This is a genomic window from Novosphingobium naphthalenivorans NBRC 102051 (assembly GCF_001590985.1).
Taxonomy (GTDB): Bacteria; Pseudomonadota; Alphaproteobacteria; order Sphingomonadales; family Sphingomonadaceae; genus Novosphingobium; species Novosphingobium naphthalenivorans.
Genome location: NZ_BCTX01000007.1, coordinates 12,317 through 30,785, shown reverse-complemented (window position 1 = coordinate 30,785; position 18,469 = coordinate 12,317). Strand labels below are relative to the sequence as shown.

At 65.7% G+C, this 18,469-nt stretch carries 17 protein-coding genes; 16 read left to right on the top strand and 1 reads right to left on the bottom strand.

The features are described from left to right. Positions 1-35: 35 nt before the first annotated feature. The 16 genes from NN5_RS03805 (at position 36) to NN5_RS03730 (ending at position 17,795) form a co-directional block, all read left to right on the top strand. Positions 36-623, top strand: coding sequence for a TraV family lipoprotein (locus tag NN5_RS03805; RefSeq protein WP_031291881.1), 588 nt, complete (start codon positions 36-38; stop codon positions 621-623). After that, positions 620-3,136 carry a TraC family protein gene (locus tag NN5_RS03800; RefSeq protein WP_021246302.1) on the top strand — a complete coding sequence of 839 codons (2,517 nt, stop codon included), beginning with the start codon at positions 620-622 and terminating at the stop codon, positions 3,134-3,136. Before NN5_RS03805 ends, NN5_RS03800 begins: the two co-directional genes overlap by 4 nt. Continuing rightward, a complete protein-coding gene (locus tag NN5_RS03795) occupies positions 3,133-3,459 on the top strand; it encodes a hypothetical protein (protein ID WP_067732710.1) in 327 nt (108 codons plus the stop codon). Before NN5_RS03800 ends, NN5_RS03795 begins: the two co-directional genes overlap by 4 nt. Next, complete coding sequence (locus NN5_RS03790; RefSeq protein ID WP_040716110.1) at positions 3,459-3,869, top strand: hypothetical protein; 411 nt, start codon at positions 3,459-3,461, stop codon at positions 3,867-3,869. Before NN5_RS03795 ends, NN5_RS03790 begins: the two co-directional genes overlap by 1 nt. Beyond that, positions 3,866-4,375, top strand: coding sequence for a hypothetical protein (locus NN5_RS03785; RefSeq protein WP_037484338.1), 510 nt, complete (start codon positions 3,866-3,868; stop codon positions 4,373-4,375). Before NN5_RS03790 ends, NN5_RS03785 begins: the two co-directional genes overlap by 4 nt. After that, positions 4,372-4,608, top strand: a complete 237-nt coding sequence (locus tag NN5_RS03780) for a hypothetical protein (protein WP_021246298.1) — start codon at positions 4,372-4,374, stop codon at positions 4,606-4,608. Before NN5_RS03785 ends, NN5_RS03780 begins: the two co-directional genes overlap by 4 nt. Next, entirely contained in the window at positions 4,598-5,263 is a 666-nt protein-coding gene (locus NN5_RS03775) for a conjugal transfer protein TraW (protein WP_021246297.1), read from the top strand. Before NN5_RS03780 ends, NN5_RS03775 begins: the two co-directional genes overlap by 11 nt. Beyond that, positions 5,260-6,276 carry a TraU family protein gene (locus NN5_RS03770; protein WP_021246296.1) on the top strand — a complete coding sequence of 339 codons (1,017 nt, stop codon included), beginning with the start codon at positions 5,260-5,262 and terminating at the stop codon, positions 6,274-6,276. The genes NN5_RS03775 and NN5_RS03770 overlap by 4 nt, the downstream gene beginning before the upstream one ends. Positions 6,277-6,595: 319 nt before the next feature. Continuing rightward, positions 6,596-8,539 carry a hypothetical protein gene (locus NN5_RS03765; RefSeq protein WP_013846831.1) on the top strand — a complete coding sequence of 648 codons (1,944 nt, stop codon included), beginning with the start codon at positions 6,596-6,598 and terminating at the stop codon, positions 8,537-8,539. Beyond that, positions 8,536-9,654, top strand: a complete 1,119-nt coding sequence (gene traN / locus NN5_RS03760) for a conjugal transfer protein TraN (protein WP_021246295.1) — start codon at positions 8,536-8,538, stop codon at positions 9,652-9,654. Before NN5_RS03765 ends, traN begins: the two co-directional genes overlap by 4 nt. Further along, positions 9,626-10,507: a type-F conjugative transfer system pilin assembly protein TrbC gene (locus tag NN5_RS03755; RefSeq protein WP_021246294.1), complete on the top strand. Its 882-nt coding sequence runs from the start codon at positions 9,626-9,628 to the stop codon at positions 10,505-10,507. The genes traN and NN5_RS03755 overlap by 29 nt, the downstream gene beginning before the upstream one ends. Beyond that, complete coding sequence (locus tag NN5_RS03750) at positions 10,479-11,090, top strand: S26 family signal peptidase (protein ID WP_021246293.1); 612 nt, start codon at positions 10,479-10,481, stop codon at positions 11,088-11,090. Before NN5_RS03755 ends, NN5_RS03750 begins: the two co-directional genes overlap by 29 nt. Beyond that, positions 11,087-11,959 carry a conjugal transfer protein TraF gene (locus NN5_RS03745; protein ID WP_021246292.1) on the top strand — a complete coding sequence of 291 codons (873 nt, stop codon included), beginning with the start codon at positions 11,087-11,089 and terminating at the stop codon, positions 11,957-11,959. Before NN5_RS03750 ends, NN5_RS03745 begins: the two co-directional genes overlap by 4 nt. Then, positions 11,956-12,540, top strand: a complete 585-nt coding sequence (locus NN5_RS03740; RefSeq protein ID WP_021246291.1) for a hypothetical protein — start codon at positions 11,956-11,958, stop codon at positions 12,538-12,540. The genes NN5_RS03745 and NN5_RS03740 overlap by 4 nt, the downstream gene beginning before the upstream one ends. 45 nt (positions 12,541-12,585) lie before the next feature. Further along, positions 12,586-14,010: a conjugal transfer protein TraH gene (locus NN5_RS03735; RefSeq protein WP_021246290.1), complete on the top strand. Its 1,425-nt coding sequence runs from the start codon at positions 12,586-12,588 to the stop codon at positions 14,008-14,010. 14 nt (positions 14,011-14,024) lie between these two features. Then, positions 14,025-17,795 (top strand): conjugal transfer protein TraG N-terminal domain-containing protein, encoded by a 3,771-nt coding sequence (locus NN5_RS03730; protein WP_021690792.1) that lies wholly within the window; start codon positions 14,025-14,027, stop codon positions 17,793-17,795. Here the strand turns inward: NN5_RS03730 and NN5_RS03725 are convergent. Beyond that, entirely contained in the window at positions 17,792-18,250 is a 459-nt protein-coding gene (locus tag NN5_RS03725) for a hypothetical protein (protein WP_021246288.1), read from the bottom strand. The two genes, NN5_RS03730 and NN5_RS03725, sit on opposite strands and share 4 nt — an antisense overlap. Between the last annotated feature and the right edge of the window lie 219 nt (positions 18,251-18,469).

The following is an 18,469-nucleotide window of genomic DNA, read 5'->3' as shown; positions in this document are numbered from 1 at the left end:
TGCGCCGGCTCCTCATCCAACAGGGAGTATCGCCCATGCGGCCTCTATCGCCCGCGCGCCGATCGCGCGCCCTCTCCCCGCTTCTTCCGGTCTGCGCCGCCTTCATGCTGAGCGGCTGCGCGACGATGGGCTCGATCATGTCGCCCTATAGCGAGAAGTTCAGTTGCAAGAACGACGATCACGGCCAGTGCATCCACCCTGAGAAGGCCTATGCCGATGCCGTTGCGGGCGTCGCGTCGAAGTCCGATCCGGCGGTCACCAGGGACAGGAAGTTGCTCAGGGACGGCAAGGCCGCGCGCGGTTCCACTGGAACAACGTCGGGCGCCTTCGCCGGTTATCGCGATAGCGTCTATCGCGAGCTCCAGGGGCTGATCGAGCAGCCGGTCACGCCGATGCTCAAGCCCCCGCGTTCGGTCCGGACGCTGATCCTGCCCTATGCCGACCGCCAGCGGCCCGACCGGCTCTACATGCCGCGCTATGTCTATTCGCTGGTCGAGCGCCCGCAATGGGTGGTCGGCGACTATCTTGTCGCCCCGGTTTCGCCCGCGTCCCGCGCGAACGTGCTCGAACAGGTCAGGGACCGCCCCGACGATGGCCAGAATGATGCGGGGGCCCGGCCATGACCAGCTATCAATCGGGCATGACGCTGGCGCGGCTGCGCCGCAGCGTCGAGCGCGACAGCTATTCCGATTTTCTTCCGCTCGCCGCCTGGGTCGAGGAAGAACAGGCCTTCCTCACCATCGACGATGGCTGGGGCTATAGCTGGGAGCTGATCCCCTCCCCCTACATGTTCGCCCATGTCCATGAGGCGCTGCTGGGGCTGCTCAACGTCAATTTTCCCGAAGGCACGATCCTCCAGCTCCAGAGTTTCGCCGACCCGCTGATCGACGATGCGCTCGACGCCTTTCTCGACCTCAAGACACGGCCCGATCCGCTCATCCAGGCCTCGGCCCGGCGCACCTTCGACTATCTGCGCGCCGGCACCATGGGCTTGAAGGCCCTGCATGGCATCCCGATCCGCGATTTCCGCGCATTCCTGTCGGTCAAGACGCGCGCGCCGATGGACAGCGACCTGCGCCGCCAGATCGAGGAGCAGCTCGCCAAGCTCGGCATCCGCCCGATGGCGCCGAGCGAGATCATCTCGCTCTACCGGCGCATTTTCAACGGCGTTCATGCGCCCGCGCCCGGCGTCTTCACCCAGACCGCCGACGTGCCGCTGCGCCGCCAGATCATCGATGCCGGGCCGGCGCTCCGCTTCGACGGGCCGGAAGTATATCTGGGCAACCAGGTGGCGCGCTGTCTGACGCCCAAGTCGCCGCCGCGGCGGATCACCGCCGAACGTGCCAATCGTCTCACCGGCGGCATGCGCGGGTCGTCCGAGGACAGCGACCAGATCGGCGGGCCGTTCCTCTATACGCTCAATGTCCTCTTCGATCACTCGGCCTTCGAGATCCACAAGCGCGCGCAGATTCTCTCGGCGCAGAAGGCGGCGGGGTCCTTCGCGGTCGAGGTCGGCAAGCAGATCGAAGAGATCGGGTGGATCCTGGACGAGGCCGGAAACACCCGGTTCGTCTCGGTAATCCCCACCATGTGGGTGTTCGGCCGCGACCGCCATCAGGCCCGCGAGATGGCGGCGCGCGCCAAGCGGCTGTGGGAGAGCGAACCGCTGCCGTGGATGGTCCAGGAGGAATCCTACCTCAACCCGATCCTGCTGGCCGCGAGCCTGCCCTTCGGCCTGTACCCCGAGCGACGCACGATCGGTATGCTGCAGCGCGATTTCCGCGTGCCGGTGCGCGCGGGCGTGCTGATGTCGCCGATCCAAACCGATTTCCGGGGCGGCGGGCGGCCGGCGCTGCTCTACACGGGCCGCAAGGGGCAGCTCATCACGCTCGACCTCTTCGATCCGCGTATCAACAACTACAACTTCATCGTCTCGGCGGAATCGGGCGCGGGCAAGAGCTTCCTGCTCAATAACCTGTGCCAGCAGTATTTCGCGCAGAACGCGCTCATCCGCATCATCGACATCGGCGGCAGCTACAAGAAGCTCTGCACGCTCTGCTCGGGCCGTTACATCGATCTGGGCGAAGAGCATCTCGTCCTCAATCCGTTCGACCTGGGGCTCGCTCTCGACGGCGACGATCGAGAGTCCGCGATCTCGATGGCGGTGTCGATCGTCGCGGAGATGGCCAACGCCGGGACGCGCAAGGGCGTCACCACGTCCGAATGGAACCTGCTCAAGTCCGCCGTGCAATGGGCGATCGAGAGCGGCCGCGCGGAAGCCGGGATCGATGCGGTGCGCGAATGGCTCGGCTCCTATCCGGCCAACACCGTCTCCGATCTCGACCGGGTCGACCACCTCGTGCCCACGGCGCGCGAATTGGCCTTCAACCTGCGTGATTTCGGGTCGGACGGAGCCTACGGCCATTATTTCAACGGTCCCAGCACGTTCGACATCTCGAACGATGAATTCGTGGTGCTCGAACTCGAGCGCCTGAAGGCCATGCCTGACCTGTTCAACGTGGTCGTCATGGTGGTGATCAACGCGGTAACGCAGGAACTCTACCTGTCCGCCCGTGATCGCCCCCGCTTCGTGCTGTGCGATGAAGCCGCGCAGTTCATGACCCGCGAAGAGGGCCAGGACCTGTCGCGCCTCGCCGAGGCGATCAGCCAGGGCTATCGCCGCGCCCGAAAATATCGCGGCAGCTTCGGCATCATTCTCCAGAGCATGAACGATCTGCTGCTGTTCGGCGGCACGGGACAGGTGATCCTGGAAAATGCCGCGACGCGCTTCCTCCTGCAGGGATCGACCTATGACAAGGCGGTCGAAAACAAGATCCTCGACTATTCGGGTTTCGTCCTCGACCTCCTGAAATCGGTCCGCAACAACAAACCGAACTATTCGGAAGTCTTCATCGACAGCCCGCTTGGCCTCGGCATCGCCCGGCTCGTCGTCGATCCGTTCAGCTACTGGATCAACACCTCCGCGCCCGAAGACGTGGCCGCGTTCGAGGCGCTGGTCCGCGCCGGACGCTCGCCGCTCGAAGCGGTGTGCGATCTCGCCGGCGTCGATCCCGCCGGGATAATCGGCACGTCCTTCGATGACGCAGCGCCGCTGAAGCGGAGCGCGCTGTCATGACGCGGCGCTCCCCCTCCCCCGACCAGTTGCCGCTCCGGCTCGTGGAGAGCCCGGATGAGGATATCGAGCGGATCATCGAGGCGCGCGTCGCCGCACGGGCGGAAGCCGACGCATTGCGCTGGCGCTTCCGCCTGGTGGTCATCGAATCCGTGATGATCGCATCGCTCGTGCTCGCGGCCGGGCTGGTGCTCGAACAGCCCGCTGGCATCGTTCTTCGCGGCGCGGCGATCGTTGGCGGCGGCTGTTTCCTGACCGGGCTCATCCTCATCAGCCTGACCGGGGCCGCGGGCCGCTTGCTCGCAAAACTCAGGAGGAAAAGATGATGCTGGACATACTCCCGCCCAGTGGCGGCAATGAGCGCCTGACCCTCGTCGTGCGCAGGCCGGACGAATCCCTTCACGACTACCTGGTCCGCTGCCAGTGGGAACTGGGCGACCGGGTCCGGTTCCTCGCGTCCGTTCGCGATGCGCAATGGACCATCCTAGAAAGCGAGCGCCAGCGCTGGCGGCGGCACGCTCTCCTGCTAACCTTCACCGGGCCGGTCATCACCGCCCTGGCCTATGCCGCTCTTGGCTTGTGCGGGGCCGCGGACAGCGTGCTGCCAGTGCCGCTCATGGCCGGGCTGATCGCCTGTGCCGGAATTGCCGGCGCCGCGCTGGCGATCGGCATCGCCCGCATCATCGACAGCATCCCGAATTGGCTGGTCACGCGGAGGGCACGGAGATGGGCATGAACGGCAGCTTCTCCGGCTCGCCCGACCCGTCGTCGATCCGGCCGCTGATCGGCGACATGATCCGTTGGCTTGCCCGACAGATCGACGGCGGGATCGACGAAATCCCTCCTCGTCCCGGAAAACGGCCGGAGAATCTTTTGATCCGTCCAGGGATGGCCCCGCGCCTGCCGGGCGAGACGCAGGAAGCCTACGTCGAACGCCTGCATCGCTCGAATGAAGCCGTGCTCCTGATCATGACCCGTTCCGCGCTTGCCATGGAATATACGTCCGGTCGGGACGAGAGGATCGCGGCTCTGCGCTTTCGGCAGATCGTGGGCCTCGAAGCGGCGGCGGCCTCGATCATCGTCGGCCTGTTCCTGCTCGTCCCGGAAATGCCCCTGTTCATGCGGGCGGCCATTCTTGTCCTGACGCCGATCGCGCTTGTGCGGGGAGGACTTTGGTTCCTGCACCGCGCGTCGAGGATGGCAAATGCCCTCGCCCGACATGCCGAAAGGTGGGGCCGATGAACGGCATCTTCTCCGGCGCGCCTTGTCCGTCATCCATTCGCCTGCTGGTCGGCACCCATCTGCTGTTGATCCTCCAGTCTTCGCTGGTGCTCTGGTCGGCCCCCGACCTCGGCGGCAGCCAGGCGCTGATCTGGCTCACGCTGTTCCTGGGCGTCACCGCGTTCATCTGCGCGGTCTGCGGCGAGAGTCGTACGCCTGCCGTTCCCTGGAGGGAGCGCCGCCGTGGTCGATAGACGTGTCCCCCAAGGCTGGCATGTCCTCGCCATCCAGTCCGCGCTCATCGCCGGGTGTCTGGCCGGCGCGCTGATCGTCGCGGGGGTGGCCCACGCCGAGACATCGACCATTGGTCGTACATGGCCGATCGCCGAGCCCGACGCGATGGCCGAGATCGAGGCGCGTGCCGCAAAGCAGCCGCCCAATATGGCCGAAAAGTTCGGGCCGCGTTCGGGCTGGAGCGCATTGAAAGGCGCGACGCTCGGTGTCGCGCGCCAGAACCAGGTTCGCAGCGTTGTGCCGTTCTACACGCTCGATCAGGAAATCCGGCTGCCGGACGGCAAGCTGCTCTATCCTGCGGGCTTCACCTTCAACCCGCTGACCTATGTGTCGCTGCCGCAGAAGCTGGTGGTCGTGCATCCCCGCGATCTGGGCTGGGCGCTGAAGACCGCCGCGCTCACCGACTGGATCATCCTCACCGGCGGTGGGGACGCAAAGGACGATGCGCTCTCGCTTGGCGAGAAGCACGGCCGTGCCCTCTTCATTCTCGAGGAGCGCGTGAAGGAGCGGTTGGGCCTCACCGTCGCGCCCGTGATCGTCCGGCAGGTCGGCCAGAAGCTGGAGCTGACAGAGGTGCGCGTCGATCGCGCTCCCGTACGAAAGGCCATCCCATGAGTCGGCTCATCTCGATGCTGCGCACCGGCGCGGCGGCCCTCGCTCTGGCGCTCGTCGCGCCCGCCACGCCTGCGCATGCCTCCAAATGCGAGGCGGGCACCGTGTTCAATCCGATCACCAAGGTGCGCTGGAACTGCATCTTCCCGATCACGATCGGGGGCGTGCGGGTGGGCTCCTACGATAAGCTCGACAAGGAACTGGACGCCCAGTCGGCCTCCAAACCGCTCTGCGCCTGCCGCAAGGGTGCGACCTTCTGGTTAGGGGTCAAGGTTTCGTTCTGGTCACCCAATCGCATGGTTGATGTCGTGACCGAGCCGGGCTGCATGATGGCGCTCGGTGTCGATCTCATGCCGACCGGTGGGAAATTGCAGGGCAGCCAGTCGTCGATCTCGGACGGCACCAACACCCGCAAGATGTTCGCGCAGGCGCATTATTACATCTCGCCGGTCTGGAAGATGCTCGACATGTTCACGGACCTGCCGTGCATCGAGGATGATGGCTTCGACGTCGCGATGATCACCGAGGTGCTGCCGACCTGGCAGTCGGGCACATTGGGCGCTATCATCCAGCCCGAAGGCATCCTGTTCGGCAATCCGGCGGCCGGCCTCGCCTGTATGGCCGACAGCGCCGCCGCAGCTGCTGGCAAGGTCATCGATCCCCTGTTCTGGTGCATGGGCTCCTGGGGCGCGACCTATCCGGTCGCCGGCGACATCCATTTCGGGGACAGCGTCGAGGCCTGGGCGGGTCTCGCCGCGCGCTCGACGTTCATGATGGGCAGGCTGGGCGCTCTCACGATCCACTCGGCGGACGGCTGCTCGTTCAAGCCGCAGCCGATCTGGACCAAGAGCCGCTACAAGATGCAGATCATGGAGCCGGTCAAGGGCGGCAAGTGCGTCAACATCGGCCGTCCCGGCGCGCTCTGGACATCGGGCAAGCACGCGCCGGGCAAGGACAATGCCCAATTCATGTTGTTCGAGAAGGCGATCTGCTGCGCGGGGATTTCCACGCCATGAGCAGATCGCTTCCCCCAAACCGTGCGTCTCGCGCGGGTAGCTGCCCCGCTCGTCACGGAACGCTCCCCACCGTGAGCGGGCGCGCGGAAGGAGCGGCGGTGTGCCTTTCAACCGCCGCTCCCCCCTCGGTCAGCGCGGCCGAAAGCCCCCCGCCGGGGCCGGCAATGCCCCCTCCCGCCGTATCTCCGGTGGCGGCCGCGCTGACCATTTTTGAGGGACAGGCCGTCTTCAGGATACTCTCGCCCGGATCCAGCGCGTTCCGGGCGGGAGACGTGCTGCGCTTCGCCCATGGCTCGCGAACCACCCGCGCGAGGACGCCATGGTGAAGCGCGGCATCCTCCTCCTCGCGGCCAGCGCTCTGGCGCCGGCGCCGCTCTCGGCCCAGACGGTCGAGGACCGCGCCCGCGCCGCCGCCGAAGCATCCCGCGCGAAGACCTCGGACAGCGATGCGATCCAGCAGAATTATCTGACGCCGGGGCTTGCCGGACAACCGATCTCGACAGTCGACAACAGCCGGACGTTCAACCCCAATATAGCGTGCCAGAAGACGGCGACGCTGCTCGAACTGATCGCGCAGCCGGCGGCGACCGGCGATATCGGCACGCTGCGGATATCGCGCGACAAGGATCTCGACGGCACGGTCGACCAGACATTGACCCTGCCGGTGCCGGTATCGGGCATTTGCGCCAATGGCGTCGTCTCCTGTCAGCCGGGCACCTGGAACCAGTGCAAGAGCTTCAAATGGGATGTTGCGTCAGGCGGCGATCTCAAGCTCGCGCAAGTCGACCTGACCGATCTCGCCGGTTGCTACTGCATCAACAACAGCTGCGGCAGCAACCTCGTCTGGGGCAATATGGCCTCGGTGCTGAAAGACCTGGGCGGCGGCGTCATCGGCGCGCTCACCACGGCCGATCCGCGCGTCGGCGTCGCGCAGGCGGTGATCGACGGCCCGGCCATCCGTTACACTGGCGCCCAAAGCACGGCCTGCTCGCCCAACCCCGCGCTCCCGCAGACGGCCTATCGCGCCAGTCCCGCCACGATCCAGGGCGATGCCGCGAGCGTCGCCGCATCGAACAGCATCTTCCAGGCGCTCAAGGGCTCGCCCGCCGGCGTCGGCAAGGCCGAGCAGATCCGGTCCTGCACGATCACGCGGGAGGTGTCGTTGAACGCCGTCAAGGCGGACGATGTGATCGCGCATCTCGGCGGCGCCTATGCGATCTATGCGCCCGCACCCGATCAGCTCACATTGCAGATGGGCTCGCCGCGCGACGACAGCCTGCGAGGCGGGAGCTGCCGCATCTTCGAGTTTTCCATGCGGCTGCGGATCGATGATCCCGATCGCCTCGCGCAGTTCCGGCTCTCGCACTATTTCTTCGACGACTGGCTCCAGCTTCGCATCGACGGCGAGCTCGTGCTGTCCAATCCGGCGAACTGGACCGGGACCGGCCTGCCGCCCGGCAAGTGCGAGCGGAAACGGACCTGGCATGCCTATCCCAATCTCGACCTCAAGCCGTGGCTGACCCGCGGCGAGCATGTCATTTCCATGCGCATCGCGGTCGGCGGTGAAGGAGAGGCCTTCGCGCAGTTCGATGCAATGCTCGACCTCAGTTGCAACCCGACCGAGCGGATCGTCGACCTGTGCGCGGGCTATGCCGGCGACGTCAATTGCGCGCTTCATGACGAAAGCGTCGATGGCGTCGAGACGTTCCGCAACGGCGTCGGCACCGGCCTTACACCCCTCCCCCAGGCACGCCTGTTCGAGAGCGGCGCCTGCTCGCTCCGTCTCGCGCGGCCATGGTTCGAGCGTCAGCGCCGTTATCGTTGTACCGTCGATACCGGATCGATGCCGGAACCTGATCTGAGCCGCGGCGCCTATATCATCGACCATTCGACCGAGACCATGCTGGCCGACCGGACGAGGACCTCGGACGGGGGTTATGCCACCGCGTCACGGCCCTTCGCGCTGCCCGATCGCGGCTCGGTTCCGGCCTGCGAGCCGGTCTGCAAGACCCGCGCGCCCGCGCGCAATACGGCGGCTACCCTCGACGGAGTGGTCGGCACGAAACAGAATGCGCCTGTCGGGTGGGACACCTTCTACCATGCCTGCACGGCGGCAGGCGGCGGCGATGTCTGCCCTGTGGGTCCGGGCGAGGAAATCGTCTCGGCCTGCGGCTGCCTCGACGATTTTCCCGAAGCCGTCGTCATGATGCAGACCGTCCGCCTCGGTGGGGCCGACATGGTCTGCACGGGGGAAGTCCGATGATCGGGCGCCTCCTTCCCTGGCGGAAGCGCGCACAGCTGCTTGCGCTCGGCCTGTACGGCTTGCTGCTCGCGGGGCATGTCACGCCAGCGCAAGCGCAAACGCTCCCGGTCTGCGCGGTCGATCTCGATGGCAACGGCGATGCCGGTGATCCTGGCGAGGTCGCGAACTGCACGATCATGGCGGATGAAGAATGGCTCTGCCCGATCCAGCAAGTGATGTGCGTGGCCGATGCCGAGGGCGCGTATAGCTGCCCGCTCGGCAGCCAGCACTCATGCCTGACGCCGGTCGGCGGCGGCACGCCGATGTGCTCGCCCAATGCCTGCACCGGCAGCGACGGCACCGGAATTGAGGACGATCCCATCGTCGACGATCCCGGCGCGCCTGCCGATGGCGAAGTCGATGCCGAAGGGCATTGCCTCGGCAATATCGAGATATTCGCGGGACGCGCGGTGCGCTGCCGCCCAGCGGGTCTCAAGACCACCTTCTCGAACTGCTGCAAGGACAAAGGCAAGATCGTCAAGGACGGGATGGGCTCGTCCATCTCGTCGATCGGCACTAAGATCGCGGTGGCGAAAGGCGTCTTCACCGGCATGAAGGCCGCCTATGGCGCGTTCAAGGCGGGCGCGACCGCCGGCCAGGCCGCGAGCTCCGGCGCGAACGCGATCATCGCCGGGATCGATCCGACCTCGATCGCCATCAGTCTCGCGATCAATTTCATGATGGATTTCCTCCTGTCCGGCTGTGACCAGCAGGACATGGAAGTGGGCATGCTGCGCGGGTCGGGCATGTGCCACGAGGTCGGGACGTATTGCTCCTCGAAGATCCTCGGCATCTGCGTGCAGAAATCCAAGGGCCACTGCTGCTTCAACACCAAGCTTGGCCGCATCATCCAGGAACAGGGTCGCCCGCAGCTCAAGAGCTTCAACGGCCTTGGCTGGGGCACGCCGAAGAACCCCTATTGCCGCGGATTCACCCCCGAGGAATTCCAGGCGCTGGATTTCAGCAAGATGGACCTCTCCGAATATTATTCCGAAATCGAGGCCCGCGCCCAGGCCGACATCCAGATCGACATGAAGGACAAGATCGATGCCTATATGCAGGTCATCGGCCAATAACGCGCGCGTCTCGCTCGCGCTGGCCGGTATCGCTTTCCTCTCCACCTCCGCGCCAGCGCAGGACACCGCTCCGCCGGTAAGCGCGAGGGAGCGCGCGCAAGAGCAAGGCGACACGGCGATGGACCGGCTCGAACGCGCCACCGCCGCGCGCAAGGCCGAAGCGGAAATGCGCGGTCCGACCGCGCTGCCGACGCCATCGGACGAGACCCGCCGCCGCGCTTTCGAGGGGCTGCGCAAGCGCGCTCCGTCGCCGGCGATGGATGCGCGGGCGCGAACCGCGCTCGACAACGGCAAGGAGGCCATGGCCGCCGAGCACGACGCCATGGCCAGACGGCTCGGCCAGGCGCTCGGTCTCGATGCGCCCGACATGCAGGCCGTAGCCGGCATCACCACGCCTCCCGAAACCAAAGGCTGGGTGCCGGTGCTGTTCGTCTCGTCCTCGATGCCGGTGACGACATTGCGCATCTATGCCGGGCAGCTCGAACGGGTCGGCGGCGTGCTGGCCTTTCGCGGGATGCCCGGCGGGCTCACGAAGGTCGCGCCGATGGCGAAACTCTCCGCGGAAATCCTGCGCCATGATCCGGGATGCGAAGGCCCGGCCTGCGCGATGCGCGACGTGCAGTTGATCGTCGATCCGCTCATTTTCCGCCAGCACGGCGTCACCCGCGTCCCCGCACTCGCCATGGTGCCCGGCGATCCGGCGCTGCCCTATTGCGAGCGCGAGGATGATGCCCCGCGCGCCGCGCATGTCATCTACGGCGACGCCGCACTTTCAGGATTGCTCGAAGAATATGCCCGCCTCGGCGGCAAGCAGGAGGTGCGCGATGCTCAGACTCGCCTTCAGGGCCGCTAGATCCGGCTGGGCCGAACTGAAGCTGCTGCCGCTCAAGGCCGCGGTCGCGCTCGGCAGTTCGGGGCTCGGCCAGCCACCCCGACCCGAACAGTTGTGGAAGGCGTTCGGCATCGTCCTGCCGGTGGGCCTGCTGACGTGGTGGGCCATTCCCCAGGCGACGATCGTGATGAGCCCGTCGATCGACGCCTGGCTCGTCCGCAAGGCGCCGGGGCCGATCCATCGCGGCGATTTCGTATCGTTTACCCTGTCGCATCCGCTCGCCGGTCCCAAGCCGGTCGATGTTACCAAGATGGCGCTGTGCCTGCCGGGCGACCGCATCGACTGGATCGAGAAGCCGTCGTCTGCATCTGGCCCCATACATCCCGGCGAATGGGATGGCTGGTACTATTGCAACGGCAAGCTGCTCGGGATCAGCAAGCCTTATGGGCACAATGGGCAGAAGCTCGACCATTGGCGTCCGATGATCGGAACGATCCCGCCGGGCATGATCTATGTCGGCTCGTCGCACGCCAGCGGGTTCGACAGCCGCTACTACGGCCCGGTCGAGATCGAGCGGCTGAAGCGCATGGAGAAGCTGCTGTGATCCGCCTCGCCCTCCTCATCGTGGCGGTGCTCCTGCCGATCCTGCCTGTCCATGCGCAGACCGGCGAGCAACGCACCGGCTACTGGTGGTATCAGGCGCCGCCCAAACCCACGGAAGAGGATGCCGATCCCGACGCTCTCAAAAAGCCGGTGATCCCGCCGATGGTCGAACTGGCCACCTGGACGCCGCCGAAGATCAGGAAGCTGATCGAGGAACAGCGCGACTACGCGGCGACCGTGCTCACCGTCGATGCGGTCGCGGATTTCTGGCGTCTGCAGGACTTCGCCCGGCGCAAGGCCCGAGCCTTCGCCGGTGTCACGCAGATCGCCATGCTGCAAAATCCCGAACTCAACGCCAAGTCCGCCAATCCGATGGTCGGCGAGGCGCGTGACCAACTCTCCGCTCAGAAGGATCAGGTCCGCCGCCAGTATCTGCGTAGCCGCGCCAATGAATTCGCGCTGGTCATGTTCTCGCGTTCGACCTGCGGCTACTGCCGCGTCCAGTGGCCGATCGTCCAGCGCTTCCAGGACGAGATGGGCTGGCAGGTCACACTTCAGGACATCGACCGCAAGCCGGAACTCGCGCAGCGCTTCGGGGTCGAGGTCACGCCCACGACGATGGTGATCCGGCGGGGCAGCCAGCAGCGCATGGTGATCGCCAGCGGGGTCGAGGCCTATCCCAACCTCATCCAGATGGCCTACCAGGCGGTCCGGCTGCTCGCGGGCGATATCCGGCCCGAACAGTTCCTGACCGGCGCGGGCGAGGAAGACGGGTTCTTCGACGCGCTCGCCAACGGCCCGGTCTCCGCCACCGATCCGCGCGTCCTGGGCGGCGATCTGGTGGACGTTCGGATGGGACCCCGGCCATGATCCGCTTTGCCCCCATCCTGCTTACGGCGATGCTCATGGCCAATGGATCCGCGCACGCGCAGGCGCCGACGCACGAACAGGCGATGCGCGCGGCGATCCACCCGGTCGCCACCGACGCGAAGATGCGCCAATGGCTCGCCCGCGTTCCGGTGACGCGCGACTGGCCGCCCGACTTCGCCGAAACCATGAAAGGCCAGGCCCCCGCGTTCATCGTCGAGATGAGCACGGCGCCCGGCTGCATCCCCTGCGCCGATCTCTGGGCGCGGCTCGGCACATTGGGGCAACGCTATGGCTGGAAGGTCCGCACGATCGGCAGCCAGGAAGCGATGCTGCGCTCCGGGCGCCTCGGTCTGCCATGGGTCGGGCATCCGGTCGCCTGGGTCCGCCCTGTCGCCGATTCCAATCGCATCATTCCCGTCGCGATCGGCACCGATCACGCGCCCAACCTCGCGCGCAATCTCTACCTCGCCGCCAAGATGCTGACCGGGGTGAAGCCCGCTGTCGGCGTGCGCGGCATGGCGAAGTTCACCGGAATCGTGGCCGCGCCCACGCCTCCATCCTCCAACCGAGCAAGGAACTGACATGGGGAGCCAGACCCTTGCCCGCGCAAACGAAAGCTGCCCGCCATGGCAAACCCGCGCCGCCGCCTGACCCTGCTCGCCTTGCCCCTGCTGGCTTGCGTTGCCTTCGCCACACCGGCTTGTGCGCAAAGCTGGGCCGAAAGCTGGTTCGACAATGTGACCTATACCAGCCCCGGCTCGTTCGAGGACCAGACCCGCGGCTATATCACCGCGGGCGGCATGTCGGGCCGGATCGATGTCCATAACGACTATCTCATGTCGGTCACGCTGCCCAAGGTCCGCGCGGGCTGCGGGGGAATCGACATGTTTTTGGGCGGCATGTCGTTCCTCGATCCCGACTATCTCGTCCAGAAGCTCGAAAGCATCCTTCAGGCCGCCCCGGCGGTCGCTTTCCAGTACCTGCTGGAAACCCTCGATGAAAAAATGGGCAACATCATCTCGAAGATGGAGGCGGCGACCAACTTCCTCAACTCGATCCAGGTCAACGATTGCCGGCTCGCCAACCGCATGGTCCAGATCGCCCGGGGCGACGACAATATGTCGGGCATCATCGAAGAGATGACCGGCTACAAGAGCGTCCGCGAGGGCTTCTCCAAGAGCTATCAGCAGAGCCGCGAAAAGATTCAGGCGAACCAGGGCAATCCGACCGAGGATCTGCGCGACGCGCTGGAAAACTGCCCGGCCGAGGTCACCGACATCTTCAAGACCGGCTCGCTCCTCGCCCATGCCGCCGCGCGTGTCGGCGCGTCCGACTGGGCCGGCGTCATGCGCGCCCGCGTCGGCGACGTCTATATGCGCTGGGACCCGGCGGACAAGGTACCGCTGTTCACGGCTATCCCCGCCTGCGCGCGGCAGGACACCGAGAGCGTCGATGATTTCCTGACCGGCAAGGTCCAGACCCGCGCGATCGCGGTGCCGCCGACCTCGGCCGACTGCTCGACCGACGGCAGCGGCAAGGGCGCGCTGGTGCTCGCGCGCGGCCGGATGGAGTCGATCGCGATCAAGATCCGCACGCGCGCCGCGCTGACGGCGGAGGAACGCCAGTTCGTCGCCAATGTGCGCACCCTCCCCGTCTATCGTCTTCTGGAATGGGGCGTGCGCCAGGGGCTGGTCGAGAGCGTGATCGGCGATACCGACGAACTGGTCGCGTTGACGCTCGCATACCAGATGCTCAACGACCTCACGCGTAGCATAGATTTTGCCGTGTCCAATGCCGAACGTGGCGTGACCGCCGCCGGCGCGGCCGATGCCGGCAGCGCCCGGATCTGCCAGACCCGCATCCTCGCCAAGGGCATTGAGCAATTGAGCGGGCTACGCGACGAGGTGCTGCGCCAGCGCGCGCAGATGCGCCAGTCCTACATGGCCGCCCTCAACCAGGCGAACCTCTCGGCCAACTATGCCGGGGTCGTGCGCCAGCGCGACCGTGATGCGCGCGACGCCGCCGGCGCCGCCGCCAACCGCAACCGCTGACGGAGGGCCGCGTCATGCACCGCTTAGTTCGCGCGATCTCGGTCCTGATCGCTCTCTTCTCGGCCAGTCCCGCGCTGGCGATCGATGCGAGTTTCCACACCTATGACGGCTTTGCGGAGACGGTGGACGCCTTCCGCCTCGTCTCGATGATCTTCGGGGATTCGCGTTACGAGACATTGGTGCTGATCGTCGCGGTGGTGGGCATCGCGCTCGGCGTCCTGCTCGCCAGCATCCGCGGGCAAGGCATGGGCATCGTCGCCTTCGGGTTCCAGATGCTGATCGGCGTCGGCCTGTTCGTCGGCCTGGTCGCGACGACGGGCACGGTCCATGTCTACGACCGCGTCCGCAACGCCTATCAGCCGGTCGGCGACGTGCCGAACCTCATCGTGCTGGTCGCGGGCATGACCAACATGATGGAGCGCGCGCTCGCGGAAGTGATCGACGACAACACCACCGATCCCCATGCCAAGCTTGAGTTCGGGGCGGGCGGGCACAGTTTCGACCTGTTCCTCAATGCAGCGAGCCCGCGCGGCCCGATGACCGACACGTTCCTTGACGCGACGATCAAGGACTATGTCCGGCAATGCTATCCGGTCGCGCGGGTCTCGCCCGCCTATGGCGTCGACGACGATCAGCTGTTCCGCACGGCGACCGATCTTCCTGCCGCCTTTGCCGCGATGGCGGGGCCGGCGACCTTCAGCACGGTGTTCACGTCCACCGACAAGGGCGGCACGACGGTGAGCTGCAACGAGGCGTGGGAACATATCTCGACACGCCTCTCCGAACCTGCGCTGTTCGACAATTATGTCGCGCAGGTCTGCACCCGCACCGGCTACGACATCGGCAATGCGACCCAGCTTCAGCGCTGCCGCTCCAACATCGGCGAACTTGGCCAGATGATGATGGATACGCCGCTCTCGCTCCAGCAGTTCCTGACCAATGTGATGCTCGGCAGCACGGTGGGCGATGTGCTGTTCGAGGACAGTCCTGCAACGGCGGCGCGTGTCATGGCCAATCGCGCTGTCGTCTCGTCAGGCCTGGCCACCATGTCGACGGCCAACGAGTGGATGCCCACGATCCGGGCGACGGTCTTCGGGATCATGCTCTTCATGATGCCCGTCGCGCTGCTGTTCATCCTCACCCCGATCAATCTGCGCGTGGCTTCCTTCGCCCTCGGCCTGTTCGTCTTCGTGGCGCTCTGGGGCGTGATCGACGCCGGGATCTATCAGCTGACGCTCGGCCGCGCGACCGATGTGCTGGCCGAGATGCGCGCCAACCATGTCGCGGCCAATGCCTGGATGCTGGCGCCGTCGTCCGCGATGAAGGCGCTCGCCATCTTCGGGAGTTTCCGCACCGCGTCCGCGGGTCTTGCGGGGGCGTTCGTCTTCACGGTTTTCCGGTTCTCCGGTAATGTGTTCACCTCGTTCACATCCGGCGCGCTCGGTGTGCAGGGTCAGGGCACGGCAGCCGCCGCACCGCTTGCCACCAGCGAAGGCTATGCCGGCGCGCTCGAGGCGCAGGCGGGAGCAGCGGGCACCATGGCGCGGCGGGGCGCGGCTTCGAACTTCGGGGATTTCGGGGAGCGCTCGGCCTTCGGCGCAACCCGTGCGTTCGGTGCCGCGAGCAGCGTGCTCGGCGAACATGGCGGCGGCGCCAGCGGGACGGCCGCATTCGGCATGGGCAAGCTCGATGCGGCACGCGAACTGGGCGGGCTCTCCCCTGCCCTCACCGGCCGCAGCCTCACCGATCCCGCGACCGTGCGCGCCGTGCGCGACAATGCCGCGACCAGTGCGATCCATAATTTTGCCGAGAAGGATGCGCTCCGCAGCCTTGGCACCGGCTATTTTGGCGAGGGGCAATCCGGGGAACGTTCGTTCGCGGCCTTCACGCAGAAGATGGTCCAGTGGAAGGCGTTCGGGGATACGCGCGCCTATGACATGATGCTGTCCGGAGCCCAGCGGCATTTTGAGAGGAACGGCTACGACCAAAAGGATGCCGCGCTCAAAGCCTCGACGGTGATCGCCCAAGCGTCGGCTGATCCGACCTTCGCCAAACTGATCGCCAATACCTTCGACCAGGAGCAGATGCTGCGCAACGATCTTACCGGCGCGCAGATTCAAGTCGGCGCGATGGAAGGCCGGCGCGATTTTGCTGGCGACAATGTAAGGCGGATCGAGCGCGGCAATGTCGCGACCGAGCAGGCGCATAGGACCGGCAGCAATGAGGGCCAGCGCAACGCCGCCTCCATGCTCGGCCTCTCAGTCCAGGAAACCTCCCGCCGCATCGCCTTTATCAATGCGCTATCCGGAGAGGCTCGGTCGACAGCCATTTCCCAACTCTCCCGCGCAACCGGCCGCAACGAGGCGCAGGTCATGCGGGCGCTCGAAACCTACAATGCCGCCGTGCAGGTCGGCACCGCCGACGGTGCGACCGTCGAGGCCGCGCGCGAGGGCGCCAGCGTCTATGGCCGCACCCGCGAGGCAGCGGGCTTCGATTTTGCGGAGCGGTCGGGCAAGCTCGACGCGCAGCGTGAGGTCGGTCACGACGGTACGCGCTCGGCCGCCCGGATCGGGGAGCAGCGGCGACAGGCCGACAATGCCGGGTTCGCGGAAGGCGCGGCCGCCGCGGGCATGTCGGTGCGCCAGGCCGCACATCTCGACAGCTTCATCCGCACGCTGTCGCAGGGCGCCGGCAATCAGGTCGACATGGCCGAAGGTGGTGCGGCCGGGATCGCTGACCGCGCTCGCAACGAACGGATGACGCGGATCATCGATAATGAGCGCCTGACGCGCATGCAGAAGCTGCTGGCCGATCATGGTGTCGACATGTCGAAGCGGCAGATCGCCATGGCGCAGAATGGCGATCTGAGCCTCAATCTCACCCCGGAGACGGCGGCGCAGATGTGGCGCGGCGGGCTCATCAACGAGAGCCAATTGGGCGCGGTCGCCAATGGCGGGCGGGCAAGGTTCTCGTTCGCCGACAACGATCTTCTCGTCTCCAGCTCGGTCGGGTTCCAGCAATCGGCCCGCAACGATACCTCTACGCGGTTCGAGGCAGGGAAACAGGCCGGGCCCGACACGATCGAGCATTTCCTCAGCAGCGGCGAACAGGGCCAGGCGATGATGCAGAACTGGCTCAAGGGCGGGTTCGAGATGGACCGTCATGGCAACTGGCGTCTGAACCCGCAGGTGGCCGATACGCTTACGCGCGACGTGCAGGCGATCATCGCGCAGACCGGGTGGCAGCGCGGGCTCTCGCGATCCGCGCAGGATAATGTCACGATCGGTACAAGCGTCGGCGCTCAACTCGGAGGCTCGGTTGGGGTCGATGAATCGGAGGCGATAGGCGGTCGCGGGCAGCCTGCAGAGAAAGGCAAGCAAGCGGGCCAAGCGCAGTCGCCACAGAAGACCACGTCGACCTCAGGTCGAGTGGGCGCCAGTCTTGGTTTTGAAAGTCGTGACGTCGGAATCAGCAACGAGACAGCACAGTCGTCGATTGACATCGTCAACTACGACGTGCGCGAAGCGATTGCCGCCGCCGAGCGCGAAGCCGCGCGCTCGAGCGACCCGGCGGCGACCTTCTCGCGTGAACTGTCGGACCGGATTCTTGGCCCGGATGGCATACGCAACCGATATCTCCATGATGCGGATTCCGGCCGGGCAACTTTCGACATTACCGGGCCCCTGACTTCGGTCGAACAGAACTCCGTCCTGAAGAGCGGTAGATTTTCTACGGACGTGGATGGCAGCCCCGGCGATGGCGACAGCAGCTTCAAGAATCGTTAGTGCTTGAAGAACCGACTAGGGTGCTGAAGGCTCAGCGGGTTGCCGATGTAGAGACCTCCCGACCGTGGATCGAATATATCGGTGCCAGCACGAAGGTCTTCCATTCCTCGCTCATGTTCCTCCCACATTCTTTTGGAGGTTCTGGCCACCGCTTCATCGGACACAGGCGTACCCTCGCCCGTCGATGAAAACCCGGCCACCCACTGCTGCACATAGCCGAGTCCAAGCACCATGAGTGCCGTCATCGGAAAGAACAGGAGGTTGAGAAAACCGGCCGCCGCACTGTCGTAGAACGCCTCAAGCGGCGCGATCCTGGTCGATGTAGCCATGCCAATCCACCAGACCGGAATTGCCGACCACCACAGCTTCGCGTACCACGGACGCCAGAGCCAATCGGACGGTTTCAGCCGAGGCGATGCCGGTTCGGGCGCTTGAATATGGGCGGCGTTGTTCATCGCTATATCCTCACTGGAGGACTATAGCAGAATTCTGTCGGTGTTCCATCATTTGTGAATCGGCTCGATCTGGAAACCGATTGGGAACAACGCTTCTAATCTATCGGCATTGACCCATCTTTGCGAACAGGGATCGATGTGGCGGCGTCAATTCCAGAGAGAGGGTATTGGCGCCGCCGCAATAACCGTCACCAATGTCAATGCATGACGGTCGTTCTT